36 protein-coding genes are annotated in these 26,831 nt (G+C 33.8%); 1 reads left to right on the forward strand and 35 read right to left on the reverse strand.

The features are described 5' to 3' along the window. Positions 1–118: 118 nt before the first annotated feature. The 31 genes from JS40_RS00565 to JS40_RS00715 all read right to left on the reverse strand — a co-directional run bounded on the left by JS40_RS00565 (position 119) and on the right by JS40_RS00715 (position 23,505). On the reverse strand, positions 119–556 hold the full coding sequence (locus JS40_RS00565; protein ID WP_034257681.1) for a hypothetical protein: 438 nt from the start codon (positions 554–556) through the stop codon (positions 119–121). Between the two features lie 457 nt (positions 557–1,013). After that, positions 1,014–1,715, reverse strand: a complete 702-nt coding sequence (locus tag JS40_RS00570; protein WP_034257682.1) for a hypothetical protein — start codon at positions 1,713–1,715, stop codon at positions 1,014–1,016. Between the two features lie 178 nt (positions 1,716–1,893). Continuing rightward, complete coding sequence (locus tag JS40_RS00575) at positions 1,894–2,364, reverse strand: hypothetical protein (protein ID WP_034257586.1); 471 nt, start codon at positions 2,362–2,364, stop codon at positions 1,894–1,896. 53 nt (positions 2,365–2,417) lie between these two features. Next, entirely contained in the window at positions 2,418–3,194 is a 777-nt protein-coding gene (locus JS40_RS00580) for an HK97 family phage prohead protease (RefSeq protein ID WP_034257683.1), read from the reverse strand. Further along, on the reverse strand, positions 3,191–3,670 hold the full coding sequence (locus JS40_RS00585) for a hypothetical protein (RefSeq protein WP_034257684.1): 480 nt from the start codon (positions 3,668–3,670) through the stop codon (positions 3,191–3,193). Before JS40_RS00585 ends, JS40_RS00580 begins: the two co-directional genes overlap by 4 nt. 271 nt (positions 3,671–3,941) lie before the next feature. Beyond that, on the reverse strand, positions 3,942–4,148 hold the full coding sequence (locus JS40_RS14990; RefSeq protein WP_084677408.1) for a GDCCVxC domain-containing (seleno)protein: 207 nt from the start codon (positions 4,146–4,148) through the stop codon (positions 3,942–3,944). Further along, positions 4,148–4,747: a mercuric transport protein MerTP gene (gene merTP, locus JS40_RS00590; protein ID WP_034257685.1), complete on the reverse strand. Its 600-nt coding sequence runs from the start codon at positions 4,745–4,747 to the stop codon at positions 4,148–4,150. The genes JS40_RS14990 and merTP overlap by 1 nt, the downstream gene beginning before the upstream one ends. Continuing rightward, a complete protein-coding gene (locus JS40_RS00595) occupies positions 4,744–5,118 on the reverse strand; it encodes an ArsR/SmtB family transcription factor (protein WP_034257686.1) in 375 nt (124 codons plus the stop codon). The genes merTP and JS40_RS00595 overlap by 4 nt, the downstream gene beginning before the upstream one ends. A 941-nt stretch (positions 5,119–6,059) precedes the next feature. Then, a complete protein-coding gene (locus JS40_RS00600) occupies positions 6,060–6,566 on the reverse strand; it encodes a hypothetical protein (protein ID WP_152558094.1) in 507 nt (168 codons plus the stop codon). Positions 6,567–6,829: 263 nt separating this feature from the next. After that, on the reverse strand, positions 6,830–7,267 hold the full coding sequence (locus tag JS40_RS00605) for a hypothetical protein (protein ID WP_034257688.1): 438 nt from the start codon (positions 7,265–7,267) through the stop codon (positions 6,830–6,832). 207 nt (positions 7,268–7,474) lie between these two features. Continuing rightward, positions 7,475–8,410: a hypothetical protein gene (locus JS40_RS00610; protein ID WP_034257689.1), complete on the reverse strand. Its 936-nt coding sequence runs from the start codon at positions 8,408–8,410 to the stop codon at positions 7,475–7,477. A gap of 196 nt (positions 8,411–8,606) precedes the next feature. Continuing rightward, positions 8,607–8,993, reverse strand: coding sequence for a putative signal transducing protein (locus tag JS40_RS14720; protein WP_051957447.1), 387 nt, complete (start codon positions 8,991–8,993; stop codon positions 8,607–8,609). Between the two features lie 197 nt (positions 8,994–9,190). Continuing rightward, positions 9,191–9,628, reverse strand: a complete 438-nt coding sequence (locus JS40_RS00620) for a DUF3887 domain-containing protein (RefSeq protein ID WP_152558095.1) — start codon at positions 9,626–9,628, stop codon at positions 9,191–9,193. Positions 9,629–9,784: 156 nt separating this feature from the next. Continuing rightward, a complete protein-coding gene (locus JS40_RS00625) occupies positions 9,785–10,222 on the reverse strand; it encodes a hypothetical protein (RefSeq protein WP_034257691.1) in 438 nt (145 codons plus the stop codon). 209 nt (positions 10,223–10,431) lie between these two features. Beyond that, positions 10,432–10,881 carry a hypothetical protein gene (locus tag JS40_RS00630; protein ID WP_034257692.1) on the reverse strand — a complete coding sequence of 150 codons (450 nt, stop codon included), beginning with the start codon at positions 10,879–10,881 and terminating at the stop codon, positions 10,432–10,434. A gap of 163 nt (positions 10,882–11,044) precedes the next feature. Further along, complete coding sequence (locus tag JS40_RS00635) at positions 11,045–11,509, reverse strand: hypothetical protein (RefSeq protein WP_034257693.1); 465 nt, start codon at positions 11,507–11,509, stop codon at positions 11,045–11,047. Between the two features lie 210 nt (positions 11,510–11,719). After that, a complete protein-coding gene (locus JS40_RS00640) occupies positions 11,720–12,193 on the reverse strand; it encodes a hypothetical protein (protein WP_034257694.1) in 474 nt (157 codons plus the stop codon). 516 nt (positions 12,194–12,709) lie between these two features. Continuing rightward, positions 12,710–13,192: a hypothetical protein gene (locus JS40_RS00645; protein WP_034257695.1), complete on the reverse strand. Its 483-nt coding sequence runs from the start codon at positions 13,190–13,192 to the stop codon at positions 12,710–12,712. A gap of 519 nt (positions 13,193–13,711) precedes the next feature. Continuing rightward, the gene (locus JS40_RS00650) at positions 13,712–14,149 is read right to left on the reverse strand and encodes a DUF3887 domain-containing protein (RefSeq protein WP_152558096.1); all 438 of its coding nucleotides are present in this window, start codon (positions 14,147–14,149) and stop codon (positions 13,712–13,714) included. Positions 14,150–14,656: 507 nt separating this feature from the next. Next, a complete protein-coding gene (locus JS40_RS00655) occupies positions 14,657–15,064 on the reverse strand; it encodes a hypothetical protein (protein ID WP_034257697.1) in 408 nt (135 codons plus the stop codon). 207 nt (positions 15,065–15,271) lie between these two features. Further along, a complete protein-coding gene (locus JS40_RS00660) occupies positions 15,272–15,730 on the reverse strand; it encodes a hypothetical protein (protein WP_034257698.1) in 459 nt (152 codons plus the stop codon). A 197-nt stretch (positions 15,731–15,927) separates the two neighbouring features. Beyond that, complete coding sequence (locus tag JS40_RS00665) at positions 15,928–16,362, reverse strand: hypothetical protein (RefSeq protein WP_034257699.1); 435 nt, start codon at positions 16,360–16,362, stop codon at positions 15,928–15,930. A 223-nt stretch (positions 16,363–16,585) separates the two neighbouring features. Then, entirely contained in the window at positions 16,586–17,101 is a 516-nt protein-coding gene (locus tag JS40_RS00670) for a hypothetical protein (protein WP_152558097.1), read from the reverse strand. 103 nt (positions 17,102–17,204) lie between these two features. Next, complete coding sequence (locus JS40_RS00675) at positions 17,205–17,483, reverse strand: hypothetical protein (RefSeq protein ID WP_034257701.1); 279 nt, start codon at positions 17,481–17,483, stop codon at positions 17,205–17,207. 191 nt (positions 17,484–17,674) lie between these two features. Continuing rightward, positions 17,675–18,151 (reverse strand): hypothetical protein, encoded by a 477-nt coding sequence (locus JS40_RS00680; RefSeq protein ID WP_034257702.1) that lies wholly within the window; start codon positions 18,149–18,151, stop codon positions 17,675–17,677. Between the two features lie 196 nt (positions 18,152–18,347). Beyond that, entirely contained in the window at positions 18,348–18,947 is a 600-nt protein-coding gene (locus JS40_RS00685) for a hypothetical protein (protein ID WP_034257703.1), read from the reverse strand. Between the two features lie 198 nt (positions 18,948–19,145). Then, a complete protein-coding gene (locus JS40_RS00690; RefSeq protein ID WP_034257704.1) occupies positions 19,146–19,784 on the reverse strand; it encodes a hypothetical protein in 639 nt (212 codons plus the stop codon). Positions 19,785–19,970: 186 nt separating this feature from the next. Next, complete coding sequence (locus JS40_RS00695) at positions 19,971–20,474, reverse strand: hypothetical protein (protein WP_152558098.1); 504 nt, start codon at positions 20,472–20,474, stop codon at positions 19,971–19,973. A 656-nt stretch (positions 20,475–21,130) separates the two neighbouring features. Next, positions 21,131–21,847 carry a hypothetical protein gene (locus JS40_RS00705; RefSeq protein ID WP_034257707.1) on the reverse strand — a complete coding sequence of 239 codons (717 nt, stop codon included), beginning with the start codon at positions 21,845–21,847 and terminating at the stop codon, positions 21,131–21,133. Positions 21,848–22,411: 564 nt separating this feature from the next. Continuing rightward, entirely contained in the window at positions 22,412–22,912 is a 501-nt protein-coding gene (locus JS40_RS00710; protein ID WP_152558088.1) for a hypothetical protein, read from the reverse strand. Positions 22,913–23,124: 212 nt separating this feature from the next. Next, positions 23,125–23,505, reverse strand: coding sequence for a DoxX family protein (locus tag JS40_RS00715; protein ID WP_034257708.1), 381 nt, complete (start codon positions 23,503–23,505; stop codon positions 23,125–23,127). 113 nt (positions 23,506–23,618) lie between these two features. Between JS40_RS00715 and JS40_RS00720 the strand changes: the two genes are divergently transcribed. Beyond that, positions 23,619–23,993: a winged helix-turn-helix transcriptional regulator gene (locus JS40_RS00720; RefSeq protein WP_051957448.1), complete on the forward strand. Its 375-nt coding sequence runs from the start codon at positions 23,619–23,621 to the stop codon at positions 23,991–23,993. A gap of 161 nt (positions 23,994–24,154) precedes the next feature. On the opposite strand, the gene JS40_RS00725 is transcribed toward JS40_RS00720, so the two are convergent. From JS40_RS00725 to JS40_RS00740, 4 genes are all read right to left on the reverse strand, one after another. After that, positions 24,155–24,751: an RDD family protein gene (locus JS40_RS00725; RefSeq protein WP_034257709.1), complete on the reverse strand. Its 597-nt coding sequence runs from the start codon at positions 24,749–24,751 to the stop codon at positions 24,155–24,157. Between the two features lie 171 nt (positions 24,752–24,922). After that, positions 24,923–25,792, reverse strand: coding sequence for an exonuclease domain-containing protein (locus JS40_RS00730; RefSeq protein ID WP_034257710.1), 870 nt, complete (start codon positions 25,790–25,792; stop codon positions 24,923–24,925). Continuing rightward, the gene (locus JS40_RS00735; RefSeq protein WP_034257711.1) at positions 25,792–26,163 is read right to left on the reverse strand and encodes a hypothetical protein; all 372 of its coding nucleotides are present in this window, start codon (positions 26,161–26,163) and stop codon (positions 25,792–25,794) included. The genes JS40_RS00730 and JS40_RS00735 overlap by 1 nt, the downstream gene beginning before the upstream one ends. 133 nt (positions 26,164–26,296) lie before the next feature. Further along, on the reverse strand, positions 26,297–26,831 hold a 535-nt coding region (locus JS40_RS00740), incomplete at its 5' end, for a hypothetical protein (protein ID WP_233273923.1).

A 26,831-nucleotide genomic window follows, 5' to 3' on the forward strand; every position in this document is an offset into this window, starting at 1 on the left:
GTCGGCAAAGCCGCATTTGTTATTTGTCAGATAAAGATATAGTTTTTATGTTTTGTAAATGCTCAAATCAGAAATTGAAAGCCATAAACCGTTATACAGTGTTATACGCTGGCAAAAATTAAATAGGCCAGTCATAATCAATGTCGTTGAGAAAAGGAACTCCTAATTCAAAATCTGTAACAATTCCATATTCTTCATCTAGATTTATCCAAAGATCTATATCAAAATGAGTTATCAGAAATTTAAAATCGTCTACTTCCCACTCTTTAACCAAATCTCCAAATACTTCTTTTTTTACATAATCTACTTTTGAATTAATAATTTTCTTTCCATTATAAGTTAAATCTGGATTTTTTGTCCTTATGTAGCCAAATCTGTCATTTTCATTTTGATAAAAAGTCAGTCGCAGTAATTTATCGCTCCATTCCAAGATAATGTCATTCTCATTACTTGGATCAATAATAACTCGACTGGGTTCGCCTAAAATTTCAACTACTTCATTACGGCTCATTCCGAACTTCAAATTATCAATTCCAATTTTAGGTTTTAACTTCATAATCTTGCTTGCGTATAACGGTTTTGTATAACGTTCCGTTGCGGAACGTTTTGACTAAAATAGTTAAAAATTCCTGCATTTTCTCTTTGCAAAGATTTTCCGAGTTGGAAAATCAGCAGCAATGGACGGTATACATTGTTACCTTAAGTGGCGAGCCGAAACTTCGGGCCGGAACCAACTTTAGCTGATCATCAGAAACCATTCCGAACATTCAGAGAGTTGGTCTAATCAGAAATTATTCAGAGAACCTGCAAAACTGTCGGAATTGCTGAAGTTCTTAGAAATCCAATCAGCTAATGAAATGTCGAAGCCATTTAACGGTAACGGTTTTGTGTATGGCTTCGTTGCGGGTTTTAATTTACGTTTTTTTCGGTTTTGGTGATGTTTGTTTGTAGGATTTAAAATTCATTCAACCACCCAAGCCGCAATGAGCTATACACGTTGTTGCCATCTGGCTTTATCCACCTTCTTTTGGGCTTTTAAGTTTTCTTAGATTCCAATTATCTTTAATATATTTTCCGCTTTCAAAATTTTTCATCCATACTTTTTCAATGAGTGGATTTAAATTCATTTCATCAGGTATGTAAGTCAGGACATCCTCATATGTTATATAAAACTCTATAAATTCTCCGACGCTTTGATTGTGAAAGATACTATAAACTTCTATTTTGTCTTTTAGTTCACTTAATTCTTGTAACTCGTCAAACGGATTCTTATCTCCAAAAACTTTTTCGGCCAATAAATTTTCTCCAATTACTGTATTTGTTCCATCCTTTTTAGTTGCACTAATTTTTATTCTGTCGTCACTAAGCTTGGTAAACCAAAAATTGGATTGATATTTTGAAGTATCAATATTAATCAGACATGGATATTCGGGTGATTTTAAATCTTTAGAAAAAACCAAAAAAGAGACGCTGTCTTTTTCTTTAAAATAATAAGCTCGGTAGTCAGTCCTTGCCTTTCTTGACTTTGTCCAAATTTCTCCCTTGCCTCGATATTCAAAACTCCAATTACGAAAAATTTTAATGTTATTTTCATTCAATTTATCGGTTATTTGATCAGCTTTGGTTTCAATTTCTTGACTTGAATATTGAGAGTTATTACATGCTGAAAAAAATAAGAAAGCAGAAACTAAAAGGATTATTTTTAAAATTCTCATTGTTATTGAGCTTGATGGCAACGGTTAAGGCTAAAATTTCGGCGGGTTGGCAGCGACGCCGGGGATCCGCCTGCGGCGGAACATCGGAGTGGGGAGCTGCGTTCCCAAATTTGTCCGACTTACTTTTTTAGCTTCTTTAAAAGTATAAATTTATTTCAACTATTTCAGTCCCGCTGAATTATAGCCTATGTTGGGTATAGTTTTTAATCAAGTTTTGTATAGTCCATTTGAAATTCAAATGAGCTAAAATTCGTGCGCCTAAATTAAATCCGAAAAAGAACAATAAGGCAATCCAAATCATATCTACATCTAAAGTACTCAAAGCTGAAAATTCGGTTTTCGATGCGACTAAAAATAGAATAAAAGGAACTGCTATTAAAAGAACCATCCAATTTCCATTTGTGACAACAATTGTATCTCCTTTATCTTTCACTTTGACTACTCCACTGACCAATATAATTCCTACATGAAAAGCATAGCCTGTGGCATGTGCAGCATGAAATACTAACCGATTTTCTTTTTTTGATATATATCCAAAATCTTCTTTTTGCAAATAGCCTTTCACAAGATCTAATATTTCAGACGTAGATATTTCTCCGATCTCGGATTTTTTAAATTTTGTCTGAAATTGTATCGGAAGTAAAGTCATTTCTAAAATTATACCCAACGGTCTCGTATAACCGCAGTAGCTGTTTTTATAGATTACTTTTCAGTATTAGATTGATTATTGTTTTCTTCATTAACTTCAAGTTTAGAACTAATTCCAGCTATTGCGGTTATACATTGTTGGGCGTTAGTGCTTTCTTTGTCATTTTCGGATTCTACTTCTCTTAAAGTCATTATGTCTATTTTCTTGCCGTCAGTTTCAATTGTCAGCACTCGACAGTGCTTATTAGCAGGATTGTCAACTAACGAAACTTCTTCTAATTCCATTTCCGTTATCACTCGACAACACATCTCTCCATTGTATAATCTGCCTTTTAAATGATTGCACTTTCCATATTTTTCATTACAAATTGAACAATGACTTTTTTTTATTATTCCTCCTGCACTTTGAAAAAAGAGATTTGGGAACAAAAGCTTTTCATAATTTGCTAATCTTTCTAAATATCCTGTTTCGGATTCAAGTTCAAAAGGGTAATTTCTTACGACGGTTCCGTAAATAACTTGTGCATTAACAAGATTCCCCCAAGCTTCACTCATTTTATCTTCTTTGATGTTTACCAACATCTGAAGCTCATATTGCAAGGCTAAAAGAGAATTATCTATACAGTAAACTAAATTAGCCTCGTTTTCTAATTTTCGTTTTTTAAAGTCTTCTTTAAGTTGTGATAGTTCTTGTCTGTAACTTATCAGGTTGTCTATTTCATCCTTTTGGATTTCAATTCCGATTGTGATAAAGGCTTTTTTTTGAACTCTTGATGCAACTTCATTAAACTCCTTAATTAATAAGTTTGGATTTTCTATAAAGACCATCATTTCATTGCCTTAATTACCTTTTCTAAACCTTTCAAACCTTCAACATCTCCTTTATAATTAATCTTTTTTACTTTACCTTTTTCCTTCGTTTCGATATGAAACTCCACGTGTGCTTTCTTTTTCCCAATTGTTCCTTTTAAAGCATCATATACATAATTTGATAGCACATTCAACGAAACTGATACAACAGTGGAGTTTTCTGCGATGGCGGATAAACTAAAAAATATTGCGGGTAAATAAATATCTGCATTTTTTCTACTTCTATACAATTCAGTGTCACCTCCAAGAATGGATAATTCCAATTGATTTAATTTGAAATGCTTATTCAATTCTATCATATTATCTGTAAAAATGAATTCAGCTTTCTTTTCAGCTGTCAACAAATTCTCTGGAAAAAAAGAAATATTATCAGGTAATGATAAATTCAGTTTTTCAAATTTGTCTTCAACTTTATATTCTTCTATTGTATAATCCATTTCGTTTTTCTTGCATTACGCCCAACGGTCTTGTATATGAAAAGTAGCGGATTTTACGTACTAACTTTTCGGTTAATCACAGACCTTAAATTTATAAAATTCATTTCGATTTAGCACCTAAACCGCTATTTTTTATATACGTTGTTACCCACTGGCTTTATTCCGTTCAGCTTGGTTTTCAGCGTTGGCAAAGACATACTCTTTTGCAATTTTTGGCTTGTGTTTCGGCTGAAGCGAATTGCAAATGTGTATGGCTTTTAGCGTTGGCTTTTTAACAACAACTTTTATTTTCTTGAATTGGTGGACAAGCTACTGTTCCATAAGAACAATAAACACAACAATCTCCCTCTTTTGGTTTCAAAACCGTTTTGCAATTCTCACATTCGTAGAAAAATTGACAAGCGTTTGTTGGCATATCTTCTACTTTTTTATGTCCGCAGTTTGGACAAGTGATTTCAGATTTTAATATAGTTTCCATTAATTTTCTTTTTTGTCGGTTACTTTATAGCCTGTTGAATTGATTGCTTTCTCAATTTCCGTTTCATTAGTTTTGGTTTTGTCAAATTCAACGATTGCATTTCCATTTTCGTAAGACGCTTTTGAGTTAACAATTCCGTTAAGTTTGTTTACTTCGTGATTTACGTGTTCTTCGCAACTCGCACAAGTCATTCCGCTGATTTTAAATTCCGTTGTTTTAATGTCCAATTTGTCAACTACAATAACTTGCTTCTCTGTATTTGGGTAAAAAATTCCTGAATAGTATGGGAAAGCCAACATCACAATTGCAAATACAGTTACAATTCCTAAAAATTTCTTTGATTGAATAAATTTTGGTTTTTCATCCGTTTCGCATTCACAGTCAATTTCTTTTTGAGGTTTTAATTTCTGATACCAAGCAAAACCAAGAACTAAAATTGTAAGTCCGATTAAATAAGGTCTAAAAGGCTCTATCCAAGAAAATGTTGAAGCAATTCCGCTTGTTCCTGCGATTAGTGCCAAAACTGGTGTAATACAACATAATGAAGCTGTAATTGCTGCTAACAAACCTGCGCCAATTAATTTGTTTTCACTTTTCATATCGTTTCCAAAATTTTGTTTTCATCAAGTATCTCAAAGAATGGATTTAGTAATTTTTCATATTCAGTCGTAAGTGAATAAAAAATCGTTTGAGCATCTCTTTCTGTTTGTAATAGGTTCCGGTCTTTCATTTTTCTCAAATGTTGAGAAATAGCAGAAATGTTCATTCCGAGAATATCGCTTAAATCACAAACGCAAAGTCTTTTTTCCTCAAAGAGTAGGTAAAGTATTTTCAGTCGAACGCTATTTCCGACTAATGAAAGTCCGTTCGCCAAATAGTCGAACGATTCGCTTAATTCCGAAACTGTGTCTTTGCAACGATTTATTTGTTCAATATCGGCTTGTTGTCTTATGCAAGAATTATTTTCCATAATTCAAAGGTACAATAATTTCTTATTTAAGCAAATACTTAAATACAATATTCACAAGCGTTGCGAAATTTTAGCTCTTTTGGTTTTTACAGCGTTGGATTTGTGTGTCGGAAAAAACCGAAAGTGCTAAAATGTGCGATGGGTTTTCAGCTTGTGGGTAACGGTTTTGTATAACGTTCCGTTGCGGAACGTTTCGACTAAAATAGTTAAAAATTCCTGCATTTTCTCTTTGCAATGATTTTCCGAGTGGGAAAATCAGCAGCAATGGACGGTATACATTGTTACCTTAAGTGGCGAGCCGAAACTTCGGGCCGAAACCAATTTTAGCTGATCATCAGAAACCATTCAGAACATTCAGAGAGTTGGTCTAATCAGAAGTTATTCAGAGAACCTGCAAAACTGTCGGAATTGCCAAAGTTCTTAGAAATTCAATCAGCTAATGAAATGTCGAAGCCATTTAACGGTAACGGTTTTGTATAACGTTCCGTTGCGGAACATTTCGACTAAAATAGTTAAAAATTCCTGCATTTACTCCTTGCAAAGATTTTCAGAATTGAAAATCGGCAGCAATGGACGGTATACATTGTTACCTTTTGTAGCGCGGCCAAAACTTCGAGCCTGGACAGACCTTTGTAAACAATCAGAAACCATTCGGAGTTTTCATCAGCTCGACCATCAGTCAGCGGTAAAGTTGGAACGGAAACAGAAAGCTTCTAAGCTACCGATTCAGATTCAGCGTAACCGCATCAGAATCTCATCAGCGCTATTAATGGTAACGGTTAAGGCTAAAATTTCGGCGGGTTGGCAGCGACGCCGGGGATCCGCCTGCGGCGGAACATCGGAGTGGGGAGCTGCGTTCCCAAATTTGTCCGACTTACTTTTTTAGCTTCTTTAAAAGTATAAAATTTGTTTTAATTAGTTCAGCCCCGCTGAATTTTAGCCTATGTTGGGCTTTCGTTTTTTATCAAATCAAAATTAGCAAATGATTCAGTCAGTTCTTTATTTTCCTTCTCAGAATAGAATTCATATTCTATTCTTCTTCTAGTAAAGTTTGGATTGGGATTGAAAGTCAATAAAACTTTGTCGTGTATCGTCAAATGAGAAATCCGATTTATTGGTAACTTTCCTTTTAATAGTTTCTCATGCTCTATATCAACAATAACTTTTGGTAAGCTGTTATATAATCTGTTGAAGTAGTATTTTTTCGAAGGCACAAAAATCAAAATTCCCTCAGTAAAATATAATTCAGCGTCTTTTGTAGGACCAAGAAATTGTTTTAAACCAGAATAGGAACTTTCAGATAATTTTATTTCAAATCTTCTCAGGTCAAAATTAGCAAACCTTTTTAAAATCTGCTCTCCTTTATCTATTTGTGATCTTGATATTCTAATCAACACGAATAGAGCAAGAAGGAGCACGCTAGACATTATTAAAAGTAATTCAATCAAATTAATCAGATTAGCAAAATTTTAATTTCAAAATGAAGCCCAACGGTTTTGTATAACGTTTGTGGCGGCTGGCGGCTCTGATTCGGACAGACCAAATTTGCGGAGCAAATGTTGGAAGCAGCGAAGCTGTGTGCGAATCAGAAGTGTCGGCAAAGCCGCATTTGTTATTTGTCAGATAAAGATATAGTTTTTATGTTTTGTAAATGCTCAAATCAGAAATTGAAAGCCATAAACCGTTATACAGTGTTATACGCTGGCAAAAATTAAATAGGCCAGTCATAATCAATGTCGTTGAGAAAAGGAACTCCTAATTCAAAATCTGTAACAATTCCATATTCTTCATCTAGATTTATCCAAAGATCTATATCAAAATGAGTTATCAGAAATTTAAAATCGTCTACTTCCCACTCTTTAACCAAATCTCCAAATACTTCTTTTTTTACATAATCTACTTTTGAATTAATAATTTTCTTTCCATTATAAGTTAAATCTGGATTTTTTGTTCTTATGTAGCCAAATCTGTCATTTTCATTTTGATAAAAAGTCAGTCGCAGTAATTTATCCCTCCATTCCAAGATAATGTCATTCTCATTACTTGGATCAATAATAACTCGACTGGGTTCGCCTAAAATTTCAACTACTTCATTACGGCTCATTCCGAACTTCAAATTATCAATTCCAATTTTAGGTTTTAACTTCATAATCTTGCTTGCGTATAACGGTTAAGGCTAAAATTTCGGCGGGTTGGCAGCGACGCCGGGGATCCGCCTGCGGCGGAACATCGGAGTGGGGAGCTGCTACCCAAATTATTCCGAGTAACTGTTTTAGCTTCTTTAAAAGTATAAAATTTGTTTCAATTAGTTCAGTCCCGCTGAATTTTAGCCATTGTTGTGCGTTCGGCTTTTATGTTATTCAAATTTTGAAATTACTTTATTTTTGTCTTTCAAAAAAATACTTAATTCACTTCTGTTCCTCATCGGATGCAATAATAATTTATCGCCGAAATCAGATACAACTAATGGTGCATAACTTGAATTATCAATATTTATGATTTCTTTTTTTTTGTCATTAGTGCCATCTAAGAAGTAGAATGAATTTTTATCAACGAAAATCAGTATATCATTTACATTGACATACGTGTGATAAAAATAGTCTTTTAATTCAAAAACTATTTCTTGTTTGTCTCTGTGAATATGATTGTATTCGAAAAGGAAATTGTCATTTTGCCAATATATTTCAATTCCGTAATTGTCTTGTCCGTTAACCAAAATTTTTTCATTAATAATGTCTTTTATTAATTGCGATTCTGATGAAATAATTTGGTCAATTATTTTGTCATCTGTCGCTAATGAAATTAATGGTTTAATTAATTCTTTGTCCTCATAAACATTAAATCCAATATTTTTTTTGGTTAAATATGAGTTTGTTTTTTCTTTATTAATGATTGTAAATTCTACAAGTTTTAGAATGTCAACAACTTTAATTCTGTCTGCATAAATTCTAACTGACAATCCTGAATTATTCGAGTCAATTTTATATTCAGGTTCTATTCCAGTTATTATTTTATAATTAGAATTGTTGAATTCTAACATATATAAATCATTAGCGTATTTGTCTGTATAGTCCTGGATATATTCAATAAATATTGTGTCTTTGTATTGTAAGCGATCAGATAATTTTTTTGATAATTGACCAACAATATTGATTTTATCAATGTCAGAATAATCAAATCCTGTTCTCATATAGATTTTAACATTTCCATAGGTTTCTTGGATTACCTTGTCCTTATGTGCAAAGCAATTAAAAGAAAATAATAATGCTAAAATTCCGAGTTTAAATTTCATTCTCTGTTTTTTGTAGCTGACGCACAACGGTTAAGGCTAAAATTTCGGCGGGTTGGCAGCGACGCCGGGGATCCGCCTGCGGCGGAACATCGGAGTGGGGAGCTGCATTCCCAAATTTGTCCGATTAACTTTTTAGCTTCTTTAAAAGTATAAAATTTGTTTCAACTATTTCAGCCCCGCTGAATTTTAGCCATTGTTAGGCACTGTTATTAATAAATTCAGTTGAACAATTTTTGCAATAAAATCGGTTTAGAACATTTCCAAATGGGACAAAAAATAGCAATGATATCAGAACTAAAAACTTTTCTTTCCAATTCCCCAAATATGGAGTTACCTTATCAGAGTTACATGTTGGGCAAGAAATTGATTTTTGTTTTAGATTAGTATATAATTTTGCTCTCTCTAAATCAGATTCAAATACTCTTACCTGAATTCCACTGCCTAGGATATTATAATACATCGGTAAAAGGGAGGTGAAATTTTCGTTTACTAAAAAGCAAGGAATGTCTTCACTATCAAGAATTCCTTTTATCAATTCGGCTTGAAAATTATCAGAGCAAGTAGTTAGTAAAACGGTTTTCATCTAATAGTGCCTAACGGTTAAGGCTAAAATTTCGGCGGGTTGGCAGCGACGCCGGGGATCCGCCTGCGGCGGAACATCGGAGTGGGGAGCTGCTTCCCAAATTTGTCCGATTAACTTTTTAGCTTCTTTAAAAGTATAAATTTTGTTTCAATTAGTTCAGCCCCGCTGAATTTTAGCCTATGTTGGCAAATGTTATTTTACTCAAATACTTTTGATGTTGAATGGTAACCCAAAATTTTCATAACTCCATTGGGATATTTAATTATTGTCATCTTAATAATTGCTTCTCCTTTTTCAAATGAAGCATTATAAATAAGATTGTAGATACCTTGAGTGTTTGTCCCATATGAAACCTCTGAATTCCAATCGTATAATTCGGTATTAATTAATTGTCCTAGTGAATCATTTGACCTTTCAAAAAGTTTCATCATTTCTTCTTCGGGAGTTTCCTCCAAAAATCGCTTATCTAGGAATTTAATAGCACTTTCAAAATCTTGATCCTTTAATTCTTTAAATAACGCTGAACTAACTTGTTCAGCATCTTTCAGATCCTTCTCGTTATTTTTCTGCTTGTAATTGAAACTACAATTCGTTAAAAGGATTGACATTATTGAAATAATAAATATTCTCTTCATTGATTTTTAATATTTGCCAACGGTCTCGTATAACCGTCAGTTACGGGTTAATATACGCAGACTTTTCGGTTTAGCACAGACGTTAGCAATTCCGAGTGGATTCGGACGTAGTTGAATCCGCCGTAATTGCGGTTATATATTGTTGTGCAACGTTTTTTATTTTTCAACATATTCCTCTAACCAATATTTTGCATAAGTCCACATAAAATTTTCTTCGTCTTTTGATAGTAAAGTTTTCAGTTCAATTTGGTCGAAATAGGTACATCCCGAACACACAGAAACTAAATCAGACGACTCGTATGCTTTATTAATTAACTCTTTATCGGTTTCCGTCAGTTCGTACTTGTCCATATCCGATAAACGTTCCGCCACAATTACTGCCATAAATCGTTCCGCTGGATTTTTCGATTTCAGTCTTTTGATGATTTTTTTATATTTCTTGTCGTAAATGTCAAAAGTCACATCATTTACAACGTCCGAACTCGTTCCGCCTGCATAACATCCGAATCCGATTAGCTCTTTTGGATTGATATTTTCTTGAGCAAATCCGTTGAGGGAAAGAAGTAAAGTCAGTATTATAATCGGTATTCTCATTTTTTTTGTCAAATGTTGCACAACGGTTAAGGCTAAAATTTCGGCGGGTTGGCAGCGACGCCGGGGATCCGCCTGCGGCGGAACATCGGAGTGGGGAGCTGCGTTGCCAAATTTGTCCGAGTAACTGTTTTAGCTTCTTTAAAAGTATAAAATTTGTTTCAATTAGTTCAGCCCCGCTGAATTTTAGCCTATGTTATGTAGCGTTTAAGTTAAATTATCAAATCAATCTTCTCAGTCAACTTTTCAATTAAAATTATAACGTTTGAGAGACTTGTTTTATCGCTAGTTTTCAATCGAACTTTATAAATCAGATTTTTATCTTTTAGTTCAAACTCTGCATTTTCACCTTTCAGCAAACTCCTCGAAGTCGGATCTGCCAATAATAGCTCAGAAATTGAACTTGATTTCCCGAGTATTTTATAATTTTCATATCTCGAAATTATGCTAATTAATTTTGCTTTTTTAATAACACAATTATCAAACGTAATATGAAATTTTGGGACTTGAGCAGAAATAATCAGATTGACTTTTCTGGAGTTCCATTTCACGAAATATTCAATTTTCCAATCATTGTATTTCGATAGAATAACCTTTTCACCTTTGGGTTGTGAGATTATCTCATTAGATATTAAATCAGCTAAAGTTTCTTGTTTAATCAAATGTTTGAGTTAATGCTACATAACGGTCCAGTATAACCGTCAGTTACGGATTAAGTTAGCGATTATTTTCGGTTTGAGACAGGTTTTAGCAATTCCGAGTGGATTCGGACGTAGTCGAATCCGCCGTAATTGCGGTTATACATTGTTGTAAGCAGGCTTTTTTTCATCGACATCTTATTAAAATTCCACCTTGAGGGAAATTCAATTCCGCTATGTATTTTTCGTCAGTCAAACATCCATATCTTTTTCTAAATTTCCGTTCTCTAAAATCATAAACTCTTAAAATCAGATAACTTTTTTCAAAGTGGTGTTTTTGCATTTCAATTCCGAAATTCACGCTGTGGTGGTACTTTCCTTTTAGAGCATAGTAGTCAAAAGTCAGAGTTATTTTTTTAGTCGATTCAGCTTTTATTTTTTTCCAATCTTCCTTTTGAAGTCTTAATTCTCCAGGATGGTATCCGACAAGGTTTCTGCTTTTCGTTCCGTCCACATTTTCAAAATTCAGATAAGCTCCAGCGATTTCTCCAACAACTAATCTTTCGTTTACTTCAATTACCAAATTTAGATTTTGTCCAAATCCGTTTATTGTAATTAAAAGAAGTAATGTAAAAGTCAGTTTAAATTTCATTTAGAGTTCGGTTTTTAGCTTGCTTACAACGGTTAAGGCTAAAATTTCGGCGGGTTGGCAGCGACGCCGGGATCCGCCTGCGGCGGAACATCGGAGTGGGGGAGCTGCGTTCCCAAATTTGTCCGATTAACTTTTTAGCTCATTAAAAGTATGAATATTGTTTTAATTATTTCAGCCCTGCTGAATTATAGCCGTTGTTGGCAATAGTTTTTATTCAATTTGGTAATACAATGTTTTTATCAGTTTTCCGTCAGCGTAAATTTCCGTATGAGTAATTCGGTCAGACGTTATTTTTATTTCCAGTATTACTTTTCTACTTAAAACAGCTTCTTTAACAATTTCGTGTTTCGGAACAATGACTGTCAATTTAGCTTGCTCTTCGTCTGAAAGAGCCAAATATTCCTCATTGGTTTCTGGTCCCTCAATATTATTCAATTCAGCGTAAGTTTCAGTCGGATAATCAATCAGATGCAAACTATTCATTTCTCCACTATGTCCTATCACGAGAGAAAACACTTTTTCATTAGTCAAATTCAGAGTGTCCATTTTAGGTTCAATTATGCGAAAATCAAATGCAGGATTTTCTTTGGATTCCTCTGATTTATCTGTTGCATCAATGACAATATTCTGACTATAAATCGTCGAGAATAGGAATAGAAATAATATTGTCAGATTGAGTTTCATAAATTATTGCCAACGGTTTTGTATAACGTTCCGTTGCGGAACGTTTCGACTAAAATAGTTAAAAATTCCTATATTTTCTCTTTGCAAAGATTTTCAGAATTGAAAATCAGCAGCAATGGACGGTATACATTGTTACCTTAAGTGGCGAGCCGGAACTTCGGGCCGAAACCAACTTTAGCTGATCATCAGAAACCATTCCGAACATTCAGAGAGTTGGTCTAATCAGAGATTATTCAGAGAACCTGCTAAACTGTCGGAATTGCTGAAGTTCTTAGAAATTCAATCAGCTAATGAAATGTCGAAGCCATTTAACGGTAACGGTTAAGGCTAAAATTTCGGCGGGTTGGCAGCGACGCCGGGGATCCGCCAACGGCGGAACATCGGAGTGGGGAGCTGCGTTCCCAAATTATTCCGAGGAACATTTTTAGCTTCTTTAAAAGTATAAAATTTGTTTCAATTATTTCAGCCCCGCTGAATTATAGCCATTGTTGTGTGTAGTGTTTTACATCACATTATTCAATTCAACAAGTTTTTTTTCTCAAGAGTGTCTTTAACTTTAAAGATAAATCCGAGAATAAAAATTGCGAAAAAATTTATACTAATAAAGCTCAAATCAAAATTAGAATTCCAATATAGTGTCCAAGATGTAATATTTAAATCCAAACCGATTATAAAATCATTTGTTAAGTCAATCCGTACTCCGAGTAGAATTCCAGAAGTATACTTGAAACCGTATCCTAAAACTCCAAATCCGATGATTTGTAGAGCCTGATTAATTATGGATAGGTTTATTCCTTTTTTTAATTGTTTCTTTATTAATAAATATCCGCAATAAGTCGAAAATGACATCAATCCTAATACTATCATAATGATGAGAAAGGATATTCCATTAATAATCGGTTGTTTGACGATCAATGCTATTGAAAGTAAAAATCCGATTATGCCTCCAATGATTTGATAATATCCGAGAAAATTTAATTTTATCAAAGTTCGATTCATTAGAAAAATAGGATTTTTGGCATTACACACAACGGTTTTGTATAACGTTCCGTTGCGGAACGTTTTGACTAAAATAGTTAAAATTTCCTGTATTTACTCCTTGCAAAGATTTTCAGTATTGAAAATCGGCAGCAATGGACGGTATACATTGTTACCTTAAGTGGCGAGCCGAAACTTCGGGCCGAAACCGACTTTAGCTGATCATCAGAAACCATTCCGAACAATCAGAGAGTTGGTCTAATCAGAGTTTATTCAGAGAACCAGCAAAATTGTCGGAATTGCTGAAGTTCTTAGAAATCCAATCAGCTAATGAAATGTCGAAGCCATTTAACGGTAACGGTTAAGGCTAAAATTTCGGCGGGTTGGCAGCGACGCCGGGGATCCGCCTGCGGCGGAACATCGGAGTGGGGAGCTGCTTCCCAAATTTGTCCGAGTATCTTTTTAGCTCATTAAATGTATGAATATTGTTTTAATTATTTCAGTCCCGCTGAATTTTAGCCTATGTTGGCAAATGTTATTTTACTCAAATACTTTTGATGTTGTATGGTAACCCAAAATTTTCATAACTCCATTGGGATATTTAATTATTGTCATCTTAATAATTGCTTCTCCTTTTTCAAATGAAGCATTATAAATAAGATTGTAGATACCTTGAGTGTTTGTCCCATATGAAACCTCTGAATTCCAATCGTATAATTCGGTATTAATTAATTGTCCTAGTGAATCATTTGACCTTTCAAAAAGTTTCATCATTTCTTCTTCGGGAGTTTCCTCCAAAAATCGCTTATCTAGGAATTTAATAGCACTTTCAAAATCTTGATCCTTTAATTCTTTAAATAACGCTGAACTAACTTGTTCAGCATCTTTCAGATCCTTCTCGTTATTTTTCTGCTTGTAATTGAAACTACAATTCGTTAAAAGGATTGACATTATTGAAATAATAAATATTCTCTTCATTGATTTTTAATATTTGCCAACGGTTTTGTATAACGTTCCGTTGCGGAACGTTTCGACTAAAATAGTTAAAAAATCCTGTATTTTCTCTTTGCAATGATTTTCCGAGTTGGAAAATCAGCAGCAATGGACGGTATACATTGTTACCTTAAGTGGCGAGCCGGAACTTCGGGCCGAAACCAACTTTAGCTGATCATCAGAAATCATTCCGAACATTCAGAGAGTTGGTCTAATCAGAGATTATTCAGAGAACCTGCAAAACTGTCGGAATTGCTGAAGTTCTTAGAAATTCAATCAGCTAATGAAATGTCGAAGCCATTTAACGGTAACGTGTTTGGCTATAATTTCGGCAGGACTGGCGCGACCCCGAGGCGACCGCGCAGCGGTCAAGTCGGATGGAGGAGCAACCCACCAAAATTATTCCGATTAATTCATTCCTTGAAAGTAAGTAAAATTATCCAGTTTTCGATTCAGACCTGCTGAATTATAGCCGATGTTGGCAGTTGTATTTTAGTCCAATTCTTGAATTGAAATAATCCCACTCCTTAGTTCAAAATGATACAATTCGGATATTACGCCCCCAATTTCATCATTGTTATCCCAAATACACTGGTAAAGAAATAAACCTTGTTTCTTTTTTAACAAATCTTCATTCAAAAAATAAGTTATTCTGAAGTTATTTTCATTCCGATAATCCTCAGAATCTTCTATCTCTTTTTGAATTCGCCTTTCGAAATCTTGAATTGTCAGATCTAAATTTAAGGGATTGAATTTGTTTTTTAAAATAGCCGTAATTTCAATCAAAATTTCACTTGTCAGAAATTCAAATCTTAAGTTATAATCCTCGATATTGAATTTTTCAAAAGCATAATATTCCGGTTTTTTGAAAATCCATTTTATTCGGTCGAATATCCTCATTCGTTCGTTTAATATTACTGCCAACGGTTAAGGCTAAAATTTCGGCGGGTTGGCAGCGACGCCGGGGATCCGCCTGCGGCGGAACATCGGAGAGGGGAGCTGCGTACCCAAATTTGTCCGATTAACTTTTTAGCTTCTTTAAAAGTATAAAATTTGTTTCAATTAGTTCAGTCCCGCTGAATTGTAGCCGTTGTTGCCCACAGTATTTTAATCAATCACATTAATTCGAAGATCAGCTGGAATAATCCATTCAATTCCGTCGATATTCATAGCGACTTCGAGTTGAATTCTATCTTCACCAATATTTTCGGGTGTAAATTCAAAATCAAATTCACTTAATTTTTGATTTTTTAAAATCAATTCTCTTTCTGCATAATTTTCACCGTATATTCTGTAAACGTTATATTCTGGAACATAATTTTTGTATCCGAAATCGAAATGAATTTTACTGGTTTCATTCACTTTAATATTTTCCTTTTCTAAATTCTCTATCAGATAAAAGGAAGATATGTTTTTTTCCTGCAACGTCTGAATCGAGTCTATTAATTTTGAGTTCAGCTTGGTTAAATCCGATACTGTATTTTCCAATTCAGTTATTCTGCCATTTTCACAAGAATACAGGAAAATTGAAAAGACTATAATCGTTAATATTAGGGTATTTCTCATATTGTGGGCAACGGTTAAGGCTAAAATTTCGGCGGGTTGGCAGCGACGCCGGGGATCCGCCTGCGGCGGAACATCGGAGTGGGGAGCTGCATTCCCAAATTTGTCCGATTAACTTTTTAGCTTCTTTAAAAGTATAAAATTTGTTTCAATTAGTTCAGCCCCGCTGAATTTTAGCCTATGTTGTACACAGTATGAGATCATAGTTTACACATTACTCCTTCTATAACATATTCTTCGCCATTTATGCTAGAAACAGATTTAAAATTACAGCACGTAGATTCAATGTTTACTATATTCACTGTTACGCCTCCGCTTTCATTAACCATTTTTTCAGTTTCAGTCAGTGGTCGTATTGATGGATCGTACATTAAAATATAGGTACAATCATCAATCCAGTTAATAATTCCATAACCAGGTTGAACTAAAAAACCAGAATCTATGATCTCTTGAGGGATTTTAATAATTTCCTCAATTTGATTCATACCCGTTCTCGTTACTTTATACTCCAATGGAACAGGATTATTCGATTGTATTATAAATTCACCCTCTCTAAAGTTTTCACAGTCAAGATTCTGACTAAATAGTGTAAAACTCAAGAAAAAGCTCAGAATTATTAAAAGATTTCTTTGCATATTGTGTACAACGGTTAAGGCTAACATTTCGGCGGGGATGCGGCTTGCTTCGGCAGGGAGCTGTCGTTCAGACAGCGTGGAAGCGTCAGCGTGCGATTCGGAGCCTTGGGAAAGCCGTTAACGTATTTTTCGGTTAATATTAATATTGTAATAAATGTAGGAATTTAATTTCAGTTAACCATCTACCGCTGAATAGTTAGCCTATGTTACCTGCTGACCAATTCTATTTTTTATATATTTTTCCGAAAGCAAGTGTTCCGATTCTGATTAATATCAAAATTATTGCAATTACTGCCGAAAACCATGCTGTATTATATACTCCAAAATAAAAGTCGTCTATCGGAACTAACCATGCTAAGAAAGTACCTAAAACAATGCAGACCAAAAAAAAGCGAAGTAAAATTTTAAACCAACTTGGTTTAGTTAGCATTTCATAAAACCCAATAATAAATACAAATATGAATAATGAATTAGAATAGTTAATTGTGCTTATAATTGAATCTAATTCCGGGTTATCTTTCTTCCATTCGAGAAAATCATAATAATCTATTAAAGATAATATCAGTTGAACCAGAATTACAATTATTGAAAAAATGGGTTTATGAAATTTCATGGTTTCAATTGGCTTGCAGGTAACGGTTTTGTATAACGTTTGTGGCGGCTGGCGGCCTGATTCGGAGTGAGCCATTTTGCGAAGCAAAAGTGGGCAGCGCAGCGTGCGAATCAGAAGTGTCGGCAAAGCCGCATTTGTTATTTGTCAGATAAAGATATAGTTTTTATGTTTTCGTAGCACTCAAATCAGTTAATGAAAGCCATAAACCGTTATACATTGTTGTGCGTAGTTAATTTTCATTCCGAGTTGGAAATTCGGATAGGTAAATCTCCATTCCAATTTTCGACATAATATTTATCATTTTTGAGTTAATAACACTTCCACCTCCTGAAGCTTCTTTTCTTATGTCAAATCCAATATCTGCAACATATTTGTCTTTGGGTAAATGCTTTCCTTTATCATTTAACCATTTTTCAAGCGCATATATCTGACTCGGTAAATCCCAAATCTCATCGCAGAGCAAATCGATTTTTTCTAGATTATTGTCGCTATAAATATTTATCGGCATACATTCATTTGAGTGAGTTTTTTAATTACGCACAACGGTTAAGGCTAAAATTTCGGCGGGTTGGCAGCGACGCCGGGGATCCGCCTCTGGCGGAACATCGGAGTGGGGAGCTGCTTCCCAAATTGTTCCGAGTATCTTTTTAGCTTCTTTAAAAGTATGAATATTGTTTCAACTATTTCAGCCACGCTGAATTATAGCCGTTGTTGTGGTGTCGTTTTTTTATTCAGATATTTCGGATCATTAATTTCTTTTTCAAACTCAGATTGCCGAAAAAATGGCCAAATTCTTTTATCTCCAGCTTCGATATTTTCCGCTTCTTTTTCGTCCGATTTTTTAGGAAAAATTTCAAAGGTTATTAAATTCAAAACCCATCTAATCGGATTAGGGAATTTTGGATCATTCCATTCATATTCATTGTCCGATTTTAGAAACAGAATAAATCGTTTGATATGTTTTTCCGCTTCATCAGACAGCTTGTCCTTTCCGATATTTTTATGTTCTCTCAAGTCATCGTAACAAAACCAAAATTCAATTTCAATTGCTCGAACTCCTTTATCGCTTGTTCGATAAATTGCCTCAATTTTATCCATAAATTCAAAGTTCGTTAAAGTTCCGGATAGATAATGACGAAGGTTTTCGGCTAATATATTTCTGTGATTTCTATTCATTTCGCGATTTTGGTCAAATGCACCACAACGGTTAAGGCTAAAATTTCGGCGGGTTGGCAGCGACGCCGGGGATCCGCCGCAGGCGGAACATCGGAGTGGGGAGCTGCTTCCCAAATTTGTCCGATTAACTTTTTAGCTTCTTTAAAAGTATAAAATTTGTTTCAATTAGTTCAGTCCCGCTGAATTTTAGCCTATGTTATGCAATGTTTTCTACTATTCCGCTGATTACATTATAGGCTTCATTCATTACTTTCTCATGATCGATCTCTGGAATAAATTCGTTCCATTCAGTTTTTCCATTCTTGTTCGTTGGAAGGATAAACTTTTCGAAATCAGAAGAATAGTATTTCTGACTTCCAATGAAAGTTATTGCTTGTCTATTCCTATATTCTATAGTTTCGTCTTTTGGAAAATCAATTGAACGATGCGCAGTATATTTCATCCTAAAAACAATCAATTCATTTATTTTATGAGTCAATTCTTGTCCGTTATGAATTATACTTTTTGTAAAATCAGATTTGACAAAATAATAAAACTGCCCAACTCGATTTAAATATGCAATAACTTCATGAATCCGATTAGGAGTATCTTTTATTTCGACAAACCTATTATAATGATAATCGAGTGCTTCAAGTATGCTTAGTGCTCCAAGTAATTCTGCGGCACCTTGCAATTCATCAAGTCGTGATTTGTTCCGATTAACTAATGAAAATGCTCTTTTTGATATTGGTAAAATATCATCCAATTCAAGATTAGGGAAATTATCTTTTACATGCCATTCAATGAATTTGTTCATAGGAATATTGCATAACGGTTAAGGCTAAAATTTCGGCGGGTTGGCAGCGACGCCGGGATCCGCCTGCGGTGGAACATCGGAGTGGGGAGCTGCGTACCCAAATTTTTCCGAGTATCTTTTTAGCTTCTTTAAAAGTATAAATTTTGTTTCAATTATTTCAGTCCCGCTGAATTTTAGCCTATGTTGTAGCACGTTTTTTTATTTACATTCTGGATTTTCAAAGCTAAAAGTAAGTTGAAAATCAGCTAAATTATCAACTCCATATTTTTTAAATAGAGGTTTCAAATCGTTTTCATCTCGATAGACTAAAATGTAAAGCTCTCTTTCTTCACTCCTAAAGTAATTCCATTCAGGTACTTTTTTTAATGACTCAACAGCATTCAAAATATTATCATAGTTTTCAACAACCATTTGTGGATTTCTAAATTCAATTCCAATTTGTTTTCCTATTTCTGAGTTTTCTGAAATGTTAATCGAGTAGCCAAGTCCTTTGTGAAAACCCTTATCTTCATAATCAAAGCAAGAAAATGTTCTAAATGAATAACCACCAATTTTAGAAATTATAACCCTATTCGGGTAATTGTTTGCATCAGAACTCAAATCAATTAGTTCAATTTCGCCTTTACCTTTAATTTTTACTCGAGCACCCACCTCCTCAAGAGTTATATCTTTATGTCCCCAAATATCAATTACTGAAACTCCTTCAATTTTATTTAAGTCAGATTTTATTTGGTTCATTTCATATTCATAAAAAAAAGTGCCGTGAATCCAAAACCCTAATATTGGTAACAAAAAAAGTAACGCAATGCCTATTAAAAACCACTTTACAATTTTCATAAAATTTATTGTCAAATGTGCTACAACGGTTAAGGCTAAAATTTCGACGGGTTGGCAGCGACGCCGGGGATCCGCCAACGGCGGAACATCGGAGTGAGGAGCTGCGTACCCAAATTTGTCCGATTAACTTTTTTAGCTTCTTTAAAAGTATAAAATTTGTTTCAATTAATTCAGTCCCGCTGAATTTTAGCCTATGTTGGTGCTAGTTTCTAAAGATAAAAAAGGTTCGAAAGTTTTAACCAGTTCGTTCTTGGGCTTCTTGATAATACTAAAGATTGGCATCTCGCCACAAAGTAGTCGTTTATCATCTTTTTCGATTAACCAATATTCAACTCCAATCTTCTTTTTAGTTGAATTATTATATTCAACTTTTCTGATTTTAGAAAATAAACTTTTTCTAAAATAATCAGATGCCTTTCCCACACTCTTAAATTTATATTGAATGAATACCTCATAGTTGTCATCTATAAAGAAATCGCAGTATCCTGAAAAAAAGCTAAATGATAGTTTCAGCTTCTCATTGAATGTGAGGATTATTAGGACATAATCTTTCTCTAATTCATATTTAATATTTTGTTGACCTTTATTCTGATATGAGTTCAATATTTCATATAAACAATTGAACAATTCAAATGTAGGTTGCGAAAGACCATTTTTTAATTCTGTTATTATCTTATCACGTTCCTTCATTCTCAAATTAGCACCAACGGTTATGTATAAGAATAGTTGCGGTTTTGTGAGCGGCAGATTTTCCGATAGGAAAATCAGACGCGGCAAAAGTGCAACTAACTTTGGTCAAGCACTAAAATAGCAATTATTTTTATACGGTGTTGGGTTTTAGTGCTTTTTTGTCCGCTTAATAATTCGTTCCGTTTTTCTTTTTTTTCCTTCCGTTTTTCTTTTGCAAGCTTTTTATTCCGCAAACTTGCTCTTCCGACATTTCGGAACCGCAATGTTTTTCTTCCGACGGTTCGGAACGGTTTGAGTGAGCAATTCCGCAAGAGTGATTTTTCCGTGTTCAGTTCGTTTTTTTTGATTCAGATTCCGCAAACGAGCTAAAAAGTCCGCTGCAATTTTGTCAACATTTCGATTCCGTAAACTTGCTAAAATTCGGCAGTTTGTTTTTCCGAAAAAGACTTAAATTCCACGTAAATATTTGTCAAATTCCGATTTTTTACAAGCTTAAATTTCAGTCGAAACTTTGAATTTGGAACGGAATTTCAGCATTAAACCCAACGTTGATGTATAAGAATAGTTGCGGGTTTGTATGCGAGGATTTTCCGCAGGAAAATCAGACGTTACAAACATGCAACGACCTTTGATTAAGCACTAAACCGCAATTATTTTTATACGGTGTTACCTGCAGTAATTTTCTTTTTTATTAACCATTCGTTCAATTTGTTTTCAAAATCCAGAAAGATTGTAGCTAAATCTAAATCAGTTGATTCAGCCCATTCCTTGTCAAAATCCGATATTATTTTATACAACTCTGGTTTTATTTTTTGTAATTTTTTCAAATACTTTTCACACTTTACTTTATCTTCCTCAACAACCACATTCATTAAAGATAAACTTTGTCCTATAAATTGATTAACCGCTTTTTTTCTCCATTTTTTAAAAGTGAAAAGTAGCTTTATTTCAAAAATGTTGTAATTGCTAAAGCTTATTCTTTCTTGAACAAACAAATATTCCGAAAATCCCATTTCTTTATAGAAAGGGTACATTTTCTTGTGAGAACAGAAGTTGTACAAAATTGGGATCAAGCTATTTTCAATTAAGACTTCAAAAGAATGTTCTCCAATTATTCCATAAACTAATTCCTCAAGGTTTGAAATTCCAAGATGGTCCAAATAGATGTGTAAAAGTTCGTGAGTGAAAGAATGGAATTCTATTTCTTGCGTAGGTGTTATAATAGTAGCAGTTCCATTTTCAGCTTTTCCTTTCCAAGAATATTCGGTTGGGTCAAAAATCAATTGAAAAGAGTATTCATTTTTTAGTTCATTCCAAATATTTCGGTTTTGTGAATTTACGTAATTCTCTATTTGAAATGTAATGTCTGTCATTTAGTTCTTATTGCAGGTAACGGTCTCGGCTATGATTTCGTTGTGGAATCATCCGCAGGATTATTCCGCCGAAATCCAGCCTTTTTGATTTATAGATTAAATTTTGTTTTAACTCTCTGCCACAATGAATTATAGCCATTGTTGCCTACTGTTGTTTTTTCGTTTATACTTTCTTAAAAATCAAAAAAAAAATCGCGAAAAACAAACTAGCAAAAAATTCCGCTTTATTTTTTCCGTTCAGAAATTCAATTCCGCAAACTTGCTCAATTCCGCAAGAGTGATTTTCAGCGTTCAGTTCGGTTTTCCGCAATGTTTATAAATTCCGTTTGAGTGGCAATTCCGCAAACTTGCTCAATTCAGATTTAGAGTGAGAAATTCAGCAAAAAGTTTATTAAAAATCAGTTGTTTTTCAATTCCGAATTCTTTGCGTTTGAGTGATTTCCGCAATTGTAGGCAACGTGCTTGTGTATGATTTGTGCGGCTGAGAATCGATAGATTTTCAGTCGTTGCGAATCATATTGTTAAATATATAAATTTTTAATTGAAGTAGGAGTAAAGCATGAATTATACACGTTGTTGCCACACGTTTTTTATCAGTCGTTTTAATTTTCTGTCAGTTATTCTCAATTGTACAAATCCACATTTTCCAGCCACTCCATAAACCGCTTGTGCAGTTTCTTTTTTAAATTCAGTCCATATCCGTTCTACATTTTCGGATTTCAGTTTGTCCACAACAATGCTTAATTCAGGTCGGTCATTTAGATTTACAATAATCGAACGTCTTTTTTTGTAATGTAAAATGAATAAAATTTTACAACCACATTCAATTCCGTTTTTGTTTTTATGTTCGTTGAAAATAGTTGGCGAATGTACTGTCTTAATTTTCGGTTCAGATTGTTCGTAAATTGAGTCAGATTTTATTTTAGACTTAATTAATTCAATCCGTTCTGCTTTGGATTCCGCTTTTTCATATTCCGCTTTCCATAGTTGATTTTCCGATTGTAAATCACAAACAGAAGTGTCGTTTTCTTGAGCATAAGTCATTCCGAAAACTAAAATTGTCAATATGTACAGAATTTTTCTCAAATGTGTGGCAACGTGTTTGTATATGGAAAGTAGCAGATTTAATTGCGATAACTTTCCGTTATTAAATAAAGATAGCAGAAAAGAAATAAACTTTAAGTTTAGCTCTTAACTGCTATTTTTTATATACGGTGTTGGCAGTAGTGTTTTAATTACTTCCTAATCATAGAATAGAATTCTCTTTTTATTCTTTTCTATTCGCCTTTTATGATTGGTTCGTATTTATTCCAGTTGGCAACTATTGCCCAAATATTAATTACGAATAGTATTAATGCGATTCCAATTCCTGTTAGGTCGTGTATTAAATGATGAACAAATATTCCTACCATTACAGGAAGAATTACTAGCGCACCCAATGCTCTTGTTTTTGGGATTGCTATTAAAGTACCTCCAATGATTTCAATAATTGCTACAAGCGGAAAAATCCATTTAATTGTCATAAATCCGCCCATAATTTGCATCATTTCTTCAGACATTTCAGGCATAGGCATATAGTTGAAGAATTTGTTTAATCCTGAATTAATCATCATTAATCCGAATAGAATACATAAAGCAGTAAGAATCTTGTTTTTCATTTTTTAATTGTTATTATTAATAATATGACAAAATTAACTATTTTTGATTACCAATAGTAATCAGCTACCTTTAGGTAATCAGTTACTTCAAGGTAATCATAAAATTAATAGATATGGAAAAAAGGGAACATAAAGAGTGTATGTCCGCCTTGTTACCTGTAAGAGACACTTTAGATGTAATAGGTGGAAAATGGAAACTTTTAATTTTAATTTCTATTTGGGAAGGAAATAAGCACTTTAGGGAAATAGAGCGAAGTATTCCAAAGTTAAGTACCAAAGTTTTGTCAAAGGAATTAAAAGATTTGGAAGAAAATCAGTTGATTACAAGAACTGTTTTAAATGGTTTTCCTGTAAGAACAGAATATAAGCCAACAGAACATTCCAAAACGCTAGAAAAAGTCATTTTTGAATTGCATAATTGGGGTATCCATCATAGAAAGAAAATCTTTGGTGATAAGTCCTTTACAAATAATTCAGTTAGTGTGTAGTGTGAATTGGATTACATTACTGCCAACGGTCTCGTATAACCGTCAGTTACGGATAAATATACGAAGTTTTTCGGTTTAGCACTGGCGTTAGCAATTCCGAGTGGATTCGGACGTAGTCGAATCCGCCGTAATTGCGGTTATACATTGTTGGCATTAGTATTTTATTCCACATTGTCTTTAACAACTTTAGTTTTCGATAGAAAGTCGTGAATTCCGTTTTTCACAAACAGAAAAGAAAGTCGGTCAAATGGAATTAGTCGGCAAAAAGTCCGAGTGATTATATCTCCGTCAGTCGGTTTTTCTCCGTTCATTTTCACAACTTTTGTTTTTGTCACAAACTTTCCAATTGTCTTTTGGAATTTAATTTCCATTAAAGCGTAATAAGCTATAAATGTTCCAAAAATTAGGATGTATCCAATAAGTGAAATCATTCCTTGGTCAGTCGCTTGAACAAAAAGTCCGATTATAAAACTTATTATAAATGCTAAAACTAACCATACAATAAAGTCAATTAGAAAATTCACAAATCGAATCCCTGACCCAACAACATTAGAGTCAACTTTTTCTTTTTGCTGTTTTTCCGCTGTTGCTTTTTCTCTTATTTTTTCAAATTCAGAAGTGTCAATATTCCGTTTTTCAACTTCCGCATCTGCCGCTTCAATTGCAGTCGGATTATAACTCGTTCTTTTGACTGTTACAATCTTAATTAGTTCTTCATCTGTCCTTTCGGACATTACTTTCGCAAATTCGTTTTCCATTCGTTTGATGGTTCGTTTATATTAATGCCAACGGTCTCGGCTATGAATAGTTGCGTGGTTTAGCACGAAACTTTGCAAGTACACACCAAACTGAAAATCCGCAAGGATTTTCAGAAGTAGGCGAGAACAAGCAATTATTTATAGCCATTGTTAGGCAAAGTTATTTTTAATTTATTCTTTATTCGATTCGTATAATGCAACAAAATCAGATTCTTTCAATATTCTGATGTTCTGTCCATTATTTTTCAATTCTTCTGCTTTTCTGTGTTTCGAGCTTTTTTCCTTTCCCGAAAGTTTACTTATATCTTGGTCTCCAACCACTAAAAGTGTTGTTTTCTTTGTAACTCCATTTACTACTTTACAACCAATTTCAGATGCGAGTACTGAAGCTTCTCTTCTTGGAATTTGTAATGAACCTGTAAACACTAAAATTTCTCCAAATAGATTTCCATTTGGATTTCCCTCTTTTGAAACGGATTCACTATAATTTTTCGCATTTGCTAAAATTGGATTATTTACTCTTATAAGCCAATCATCAATGGTGTTCTCTTTTTCTTTAATTGCGGAAATTAAAATATGTGCACAAGCTTTAGCATCTTCTAAAGCATCGTGGTGATTAAAAGAGAAATTTAATTTTTTACAAACATTCGCAAGTCCATATCCTCTGTATGCAAATTCTTCCCAACATCTTCGAGAAACTTTCGCTGTGTCAATCCAACTGTTTTGAATTGAAGGAAGTCCATATTTTTCGCAAGTCCGATTTATTGAAACACGGTCAAAATGAGTGTGGCAAACACAAATGTAATTCTCCAAATGTTGTTTAAGAAACTCGTAAACTTCTGGGAATTTTGGACTGTCAACAACATCTTCTTCTGTAATATTATGTATTGATTCGTTCCAAAAATCAAAGTAATCTTCTGGGTTTAATAGACTTGACCATTCTTTCTTTATTTGACCGTTTTCATAAATCACAAATCCAATTTGACAAATTGATGCCATATCAGAGTTCGCAGTTTCAACGTCAATAGCTAAAAAGTCCATTAGTTAGCATTTTTTAATTTTTCTAAATCCATTGTAAATGTTACTATCATTTTTGTTTTTGTACAAGTCAAAACAATTTCCTCATTCATATCAATATTCAAATCTTCTCCACGTAGTGCTTGCCATTTAGCAATGTAATTCAATGCTCCAATTTTTTCCTTTTTCTTTAAAGCTTTATCAACTCCGCCTTTATATCCAAGAACTGGTAATTCTCCTCTTTTTGCTTTTTCTGCTAATTCAGGTTCTTTTATTGCTAATGCTCTACCAACTTCATAATTTTTTATCAAGCCTTTGTCTTCTTGTCTCCAAGTTTCTTCCCAAGTCAGATTTTCTCTATCAGGTTCGGAATAACTTCTGTAAATTTTTGTCATTGTCGTTGGTTTTTAATTTTGCCTAACGTGCTTGTGTATGATTTGTGCGGCTGAGAATCGATAGATTTTCAGTCGTTGCGAATCATATTGTTAAATATATAAATTTTTAATTGAAGTAGGAGTAAAGCATGAATTATACACGTTGTTGCCACACGTTTTTTATCAGTCGTTTTAATTTTCTGTCAGTTATTCTCAATTGTACAAATCCACATTTTCCAGCCACTCCATAAACCGCTTGTGCAGTTTCTTTTTTAAATTCAGTCCATATCCGTTCTACATTTTCGGATTTCAGTTTGTCCACAACAATGCTTAATTCAGGTCGGTCATTTAGATTTACAATAATCGAACGTCTTTTTTTGTAATGTAAAATGAATAAAATTTTACAACCACATTCAATTCCGTTTTTGTTTTTATGTTCGTTGAAAATAGTTGGCGAATGTACTGTCTTAATTTTCGGTTCAGATTGTTCGTAAATTGAGTCAGATTTTATTTTAGACTTAATTAATTCAATCCGTTCTGCTTTGGATTCCGCTTTTTCATATTCCGCTTTCCATAGTTGATTTTCCGATTGTAAATCACAAACAGAAGTGTCGTTTTCTTGAGCATAAGTCATTCCGAAAACTAAAATTGTCAATATGTACAGAATTTTTCTCAAATGTGTGGCAACG

Origin of the sequence: Altibacter lentus, from assembly GCF_000746845.1 — a bacterium.
Classification (GTDB): domain Bacteria; phylum Bacteroidota; class Bacteroidia; order Flavobacteriales; family Flavobacteriaceae; genus Altibacter; species Altibacter lentus.